Below are 6,663 nucleotides of genomic sequence, written 5' to 3' on the forward strand. Positions count from 1 at the left end.
ACCTGCCACGCCCACCACATGAGGCCACCGGCAACGATGAGTGGAACGAACGCCGTGGCTGCCGGGAACGGCGGCAAGGCATCGATGAGGGCCGCAACAAACCCCGCGATCATTCCCAGCAGCGCACCGGCTGCCAACCACGCGAGGTGTTCGGGGATCTTCACGGGGCCAGCGTTGCGGCGATGTCCGCGATGGGGCGGCCAGCCAGCGTGGCCTCCGGTTCGATGGAGTGCCACGGCTCTAACACGAACAGGCGTTCGGCGGCGCGTGGATGCGGGAGAGTAAGGCGTTCGGAATCCCAAGCGATCCCATCAAAATCAACGATATCGATGTCCAATAATCGCGCACCCCAACGCTCGTGGCGCACGCGCCCGCCGCGAACCTCGATTCGCTGAAGTTCGGCTAGCAGTTGGTAGGGAGATAGCACCGTGTCTAGCGTGAGGACGGCGTTGAGGTAATCGGGTTGGGCGGCCTGACCCGGGGCCAGAACGGGCGCCGTACCCACAAAGTCCGAGACGGCATCCACATGCACATCCAAGGCGCTAATCTGCTCAACGGCCCAGTCCAGCGCCGCGTGAGTATCGCCAAGATTTGCGCCGATCCCAAGCACGGCGTGACGAATTCCGGCATCCGCATTGGTGACAGGAGATTGGCGCGTGATCTGCACGCTGGCGTCCGCGAATTCCGTGCCCACCGGGGCTTCGGGCTTGTGGACCGTGACGGTCACGGACAGCGCACCGCGCGCCAACACCTTCGCGGCAATCCGTTCCGCCAGCGTTTCGATGAGGTTCACGGATTCACCCGCGATCACGCTCACCGCATCTGCCGCGGCGTCCGCGTAAGAAATCGTGTGGCCCACGGAATCGGTATGCGCGGCCCGCGAGGTTTCCACGTCCGCATTGATATCGACGACGAAGGGTTGTTGGTAGGTCCGTTCCTCGGGAAGCACCCCGTGCGTACCCAGTACCCTGACTCCCTCAATGCGAACAACGTCAGTCATGAGGGCAATCACTGGAATCGGCGCCCGGTGTTGCCCCCGCTTTTTCGAAGGCACCTGCTTCCCGCAGTTTTTCGGCGGTCAGAACGGCCGCCTTGGACGCGGCCACCTCGTGCACGCGCACTCCCCACACGCCCCGCGAGGCAAAGTAACTGGTGAGGGCGGCGGTGGCATCGTCACGCGCAGCCGGAGAGGGTCCGGAGGCAACATCCGCGAGGAAGCGTTTCCGGGAAACTCCAACGAGGATCGGCTGGCCCAACGCCTCAACGGCCTCCATGTGTGCGGCCAGATCCCAGTTGTGATCGGCATCCTTGGCGAACCCGAAGCCCGGATCCACGATGATCCGATCGCGGCTGATTCCTGCGCCTAGGGCTCGGGTGATCGAATCGGAAAGCTCCGTAGCCACCTCGTCAGGAACGCAGGAGTAGCTGGCCAAAGTATTCATGTTCTGTGGCATGCCGCGGGTGTGTTGAAGAACGTACAGGCACCGAAGCCCGGCCACCGTGGAGAACATCGAGGGATCGCCCGCGCCCCCTGTCACATCATTAATGATGGCGGCGCCAGCCTCCACCGCTAGGCGCGCGGTGTGGGCATGATAGGTATCCACAGATACAGGAATGCCAGCCTGAGAAAGCGAACGGACAACGGCACCGATCCTGTCCCATTCCTCGCGAGAGCTGAGTGGGGCGGCACCGGGCCGCGTGGATTCACCACCCACATCGATAATATCGGCCCCCTGATTCATCAGCCGGTAGCCCCTAGCCACCGCCGCATCCAAATCGAGCCACGATCCACCATCCGAGAAGGAATCGGGCGTCACGTTCAAGATCCCCATGACGTACGTGCCATGTGGCTCACGAAGATTGGTCCAAGCAGCCATATCTCCCCCTACGAGTTGATGAGGCTCATCGCCTCCGAACGTGTGGCCTGATTCCTCATAATGCCACGAACCGCTGAGGTAATGGTACGTGAACCCGGTTTACGCACCCCTCGCATGGACATGCACAGGTGTTCGGCCTCGATCACCACGATCACGCCTCTGGCCCCCAGCGAACCCACCAGAGCGTCCGCCACCTGGGTGGTCAGGCGCTCCTGAACTTGTGGGCGGCGCGCGTAGCCTTCCACAAGTCGGGCGATCTTGGACAGCCCGGTCACCTTTCCGTCCTTGCCGGGGATGTAAGCCACGTGTGCTACGCCGTGGAACGGCAACAGGTGATGCTCACACATGGAATACATGGGAATGTCCTTCACTAGCACCATCTCGCCGTGCCCGATATCGAACTGTGCGCTGAGAACCTCGGCGGGATCCGTGTACAGCCCGGCGAACATTTCCCTGTAGGCGCGTGCCATGCGCGAAGGCGTGTCCTTCAGGCCATCACGATCGGGATCCTCGCCCACGGCGATCAGGAGATCGCGGATCGCCTTTTCCACGCCCGCTTCATCGTATGTCACGCCTGCTCCACCGTAGGAAATTACCTCACTCATTCCTGCTCCTCTTCTTGCACATGCTTTCCCTCAGCCACAAGATCCTGAACGGGGATGGGGACGGGCGGGCGATCGTCACTCACTCGATTCGGGCCCGAAAGCCAACGCTCACGCGCTGGGGCCTTGGTCAACCCCGTGAATATCTGGGCCAGCTCAGCTTCAAGAACGGTTTCCTTATCCAACAGCCGGCTGGCCAGAATGTCCAAAACATCGCGGTTAGCTTCGAGTATGCGCCATGCTTCGCCATGTGCGGCATCAATGAGCCCGCGCACCTGTTGATCCACGGCGTCCGTTAGGGCGTCCGAATGTTCACGCACCCCGTCCCCGGAACTCGCTCCACCGGCCACCGCCACACCGGCAGCTTGGTCCGCAACCAAGCGCACCGCGCCCACCGCGGAGGTCATCCCGTATTCGGTCACCATCTTGCGGGCAACTGCGGTGGCCTTCTGAATATCGTTCGATGCCCCGGTGGAGGGATCGTGGAACACGATTTCTTCCGCCACGCGCCCGCCCATGGCATAGGCCATCTGATCGAGCAACTGGTTGCGTGATACGGAGTAGCGATCCTCGGTGGGCATGACCATCGTGTACCCGAGTGCGCTCCCCCGCGGCAGGATCGTCACCTTGGTGACGGGATCGGTATGCCTGAGCGCCGCAGCAACAAGCGCGTGCCCACCTTCGTGGTAGGCCGTCATCCTCTTGTCTTCAGCGTTCATAGCCCGCGATTCGCGTTGGGGCCCTGCCACCACGCGATCGATGGCCTCATCAATGTGCTCATCGGTGATCTTCGCGGAGCCCACGCGCGCCGCCAGCAGCGCCGCCTCGTTGAGCACGTTGGCCAGATCGGCGCCCGTAAACCCGGGGGTACGGCGTGCGATCGCCACAAGATCAACGGAATCATCTAAGGGTTTGCCCACTGCGTGCACGGCCAAAATGCCTTCGCGCCCGATGAGATCTGGGGCGTCAACCGCGATTTGCCGGTCAAATCTTCCCGGGCGCAGTAGCGCCGGATCCAGCACGTCCGGCCGGTTGGTGGCGGCAATAAGGATAACGTTTGAACGCTCGTCAAAGCCGTCTAGCTCCACGAGCAGCTGGTTGAGGGTCTGTTCCCGTTCATCGTTACCGCCTCCGGTTCCGATCCCGCGCCCGCGCCCCACAGCGTCAATTTCATCCACGAACACGATCGCTGGTGCATGCTGCTTGGCCTGATCGAACAGTTTGCGCACGCGCGAAGCCCCAACACCTACGTACATCTCCACAAACTCGGAGGCGGAGATCGAGTAGAAGGGAACGCCTGCTTCTCCTGCCACTGCTCGCGCCAGCAGCGTCTTTCCCGTTCCTGGCGGACCATATAGCAGAACGCCTCGCGGAATCTTCGCGCCCATCGCGTGGAAGCGCTCCGGGGCCGTTAAGAACTCAGTGATCTCCCGTAGCTCGGCAACCGCCTCAGCTTCACCGGCAACATCCGCGAACGTGACACCCGGATGGTCCCCGGAGATCTTCGAGCGGTCCCGCGCCTTTCCGAATCCGCCGGCACCGGACTGGATCTTGGGGAAGAAGTACAGGAAAACCCCGAAGATGATGACCAGCGGGATGAGCATGGTGAGCATCGCTCCCCACACGGATTCTTGAGGAACCTGAGAATCGTAACCCAACTCAGGCTGGGCATCGGCCACCAGATCGGCCACCTGTTCGGCTTGCGGGCGCACGTAGCGGAACTCCACGAGATCACCGGCATCGCTGGTCTTTCCGTCCTTGTCCATCGTGGTGGTGGGCTCGCTCAACCACAACCTGAGGCGCTGGCTTCCCTCCGTCAGCTCCACCCGATCCACCGTGTTGCCTTCAAGCAACTCGATACCCTCCGATGTGGTCACGGAGTTGAAACGCTCGGCGCTCAGGAACGCCCACACTCCCAAGCCAATCGCCACAATCACGGCAGCAACTACGCCACCGATGATCCAGTTCATGCGGCGATGTCCGCCTTTGCCAGGGCCCTCCTGCTGCGCGGGCGCAGCGGGTTCCGGGGCACTCTCGCTCATTTATCCTCCGTACACGTGCGGAGCCAGCGTGCCAATGAACGGCAGGTGGCGGTAGTTCTCCGCATAATCCAAGCCATACCCCACCACGAATTCGTTCGGGATATCGAAGCCGGGGAAATCCACCTGAATTTCTACCTTGGCGGCCTCGGGCTTGCGCAGCATCGTGGCGATGCGTACGGATTTGGCGCCGCGCGATTCAAGGTTGGATTTCAGCCACGAAAGGGTGAGCCCCGAATCGATGATGTCCTCAACGATCAGCACCTCACGGTCCGTCACATCGGTGTCCAGATCCTTCAGAATCCGCACCACGCCGGAGGATTTAGTGCCGCTACCGTAGGATGACACGGCCATCCAGTCCATCGTGACAGGTGCGTGGAGCTTGCGCACTAGATCGGCAACCACCATGACAGCGCCGCGCAGCACGCCCACCACCAAGATGTTCTCATCGCCGTACGCCCGATCGATTTCGCGCGCCATTTCGTCAAGCTTCGTGTCAAGCTGCTCCTCGGTGAGTAGTACCTTCTCGAGATCGCCCGGCATATCAGTCGCGTCCATCACGGCCCTTTCCATTTTCATCGTTACGGCTCCGGTCTAAGCCTAGTCCCTCAAACGTGATCCGCCCGCCCGATTGCACTGCACGGACGCCCGGCAGATCAATGCTACGTGCGCCTCCTGGACCGGTCACCAATTCGTCCAGATGATCGATGTGCCATCCCACCAATTCGCCGGCCCGCGCGCCCGCCTCCAACGCCAACGCCCGCAAAATCCGCGTACGTACGGCCGCAGGCAACCCACGTAACTTTTTGATATCCGGCTCACGTCCCAACCCCTCACGTTCGCGAGTGGCCCACGAGGTGAGCGCTTCGTCGTCGGCCTGAAGTAGTTGGGCCGTACGGGCAAGATTTTTGACGACGCCGGATCCCAGATCCTCTTCCAACGCGCGTAATGCGTGCGAACGGACGGCGCTACGCCGGAGTTGGGTTCCGTCCTTGGCGCGCCACGGCGAGGTGGGTTCGTTCGTCGGGTCATCCCACCACGCGATGCCGGCGGAGGTGAGGCCGGCGCGTAAATCCGCGCGGCGCATGCCAAGCAGGGGGCGCAGGGCGCGAATACCCGGATACTCGGGAAGCGGGCCGATGGGGAGCATGCCGCGAATGGAGCGGGCGCCAGAACCACGGGCCAAGCCCAGCAGGACCGTTTCGGCCTGATCATCTGCGGTGTGTCCGAGCAGAACGGCTGCGGTGCCCTCCTGTGCTTGATGTGCAATCGCGGCGTATCTTGCCGCCCGGGCGGTCCCTTCCGGGCCCGCGGTGGCCGCGGCATCCGCGCCATTCACGCGGGCAACATGCGCCCGGCTCACGCCCATGTTTTCGAGCTGGGCGGCCACGGCGCGGGCCTCATCCACCGATTCGGGGCGGAGGCCGTGATCCACGGTGATGGTATCGATCAGTAGGCCGTCGTGGCGGCTCACAAACAGTGCGGCGGCCGCGAGCGCCATCGAATCGGACCCGCCGGACACGGCCAGAAGGAGGCGCGATCCCGCGCCAATATCTGCCTGATTCAACGTATCGCGGACGGCCCGGCGCGCGGCGGCGGTGGCCGGATGCGGCCCGCTCATAGGACGCGATGTACCCATGAAAGTGGGGAGGAGAGCTCAGCAAGCGACGGGGCGTTGAGCGGATCGGCCCAGATCTGGTTGAATCCCTCGGTGCCTGCCTCCGCAATCACTCCGCGGACGAAGGCGTTGCCCGTGGCATACTGCGCCATTTTCAGGTCCATTCCGGTGAGCTTGTAGACCAGAGTTTTCAGCGGATTAGTTTCCGCCCGGCGTGTGGTCATCGCCCCCTTGAGCTTCGTCAGAGACGGGATCATCTGGCGGGACACATCGTTCATGACGTATTCGGCATGCCCCTCAAGGAGGCTCATGAGGGCGGTCAGTTCACCTCCGGGGCCTTCCTCCAAGGAGAAATCGGAGGAATCGGTGGCGTTCAGGAGCGGAGTGACGCGCGAAATCACATAGTCGCGCAACCACGGCGCCTGCGCAAACTGGGCCGCGTGAGTGAGTTCATGCACGCACACCCACAGGGCAAGATCCCCCGGAACCAGATCGTAGGCTCGGCCAAACGCCACGATGTTCGGCGC

General features: G+C 62.6%; 7 protein-coding genes. All 7 read right to left on the reverse strand.

What is annotated here, in order from left to right:
• Positions 1-160 precede the first annotated feature (160 nt).
• Positions 161-1,000, reverse strand: coding sequence for a 2-amino-4-hydroxy-6-hydroxymethyldihydropteridine diphosphokinase (gene folK / locus ACTHV6_RS11685; RefSeq protein WP_441387789.1), 840 nt, complete (start codon positions 998-1,000; stop codon positions 161-163).
• Positions 993-1,877 carry a dihydropteroate synthase gene (gene folP / locus ACTHV6_RS11690; protein WP_441387790.1) on the reverse strand — a complete coding sequence of 295 codons (885 nt, stop codon included), beginning with the start codon at positions 1,875-1,877 and terminating at the stop codon, positions 993-995. The genes folK and folP overlap by 8 nt, the downstream gene beginning before the upstream one ends.
• An 8-nt stretch (positions 1,878-1,885) precedes the next feature.
• Positions 1,886-2,449: a GTP cyclohydrolase I FolE gene (gene folE, locus ACTHV6_RS11695; RefSeq protein ID WP_441387795.1), complete on the reverse strand. Its 564-nt coding sequence runs from the start codon at positions 2,447-2,449 to the stop codon at positions 1,886-1,888.
• 29 nt (positions 2,450-2,478) lie between these two features.
• Complete coding sequence (gene ftsH, locus ACTHV6_RS11700) at positions 2,479-4,449, reverse strand: ATP-dependent zinc metalloprotease FtsH (protein ID WP_441387797.1); 1,971 nt, start codon at positions 4,447-4,449, stop codon at positions 2,479-2,481.
• 72 nt (positions 4,450-4,521) lie between these two features.
• Positions 4,522-5,076 (reverse strand): hypoxanthine phosphoribosyltransferase, encoded by a 555-nt coding sequence (gene hpt, locus ACTHV6_RS11705; RefSeq protein WP_441387799.1) that lies wholly within the window; start codon positions 5,074-5,076, stop codon positions 4,522-4,524.
• A complete protein-coding gene (gene tilS, locus ACTHV6_RS11710; protein WP_441387792.1) occupies positions 5,063-6,139 on the reverse strand; it encodes a tRNA lysidine(34) synthetase TilS in 1,077 nt (358 codons plus the stop codon). Before tilS ends, hpt begins: the two co-directional genes overlap by 14 nt.
• On the reverse strand, positions 6,136-6,663 hold a 528-nt coding region (locus ACTHV6_RS11715), incomplete at its 5' end, for a zinc-dependent metalloprotease (RefSeq protein WP_441387794.1). The genes ACTHV6_RS11715 and tilS, both read right to left, overlap by 4 nt.

Origin of the sequence: Ancrocorticia sp., assembly GCF_052089425.1 — a bacterium.
Taxonomy (GTDB): Bacteria; Actinomycetota; Actinomycetes; order Actinomycetales; family Actinomycetaceae; genus Ancrocorticia.

Bases quoted from the DNA above. Each gene is read 5' to 3' on its own strand.
- folK (WP_441387789.1), bottom strand. From the start codon at position 1,000: ATGACTGACGTTGTTCGCATTGAGGGAGTCAGGGTACTGGGTACGCAC.
- folP (WP_441387790.1), bottom strand. From the start codon at position 1,877: ATGGCTGCTTGGACCAATCTTCGTGAGCCACATGGCACGTACGTCATG.
- ftsH (WP_441387797.1), bottom strand. From the start codon at position 4,449: ATGAACTGGATCATCGGTGGCGTAGTTGCTGCCGTGATTGTGGCGATT.
- hpt (WP_441387799.1), bottom strand. From the start codon at position 5,076: ATGGACGCGACTGATATGCCGGGCGATCTCGAGAAGGTACTACTCACC.
- tilS (WP_441387792.1), bottom strand. From the start codon at position 6,139: ATGAGCGGGCCGCATCCGGCCACCGCCGCCGCGCGCCGGGCCGTCCGC.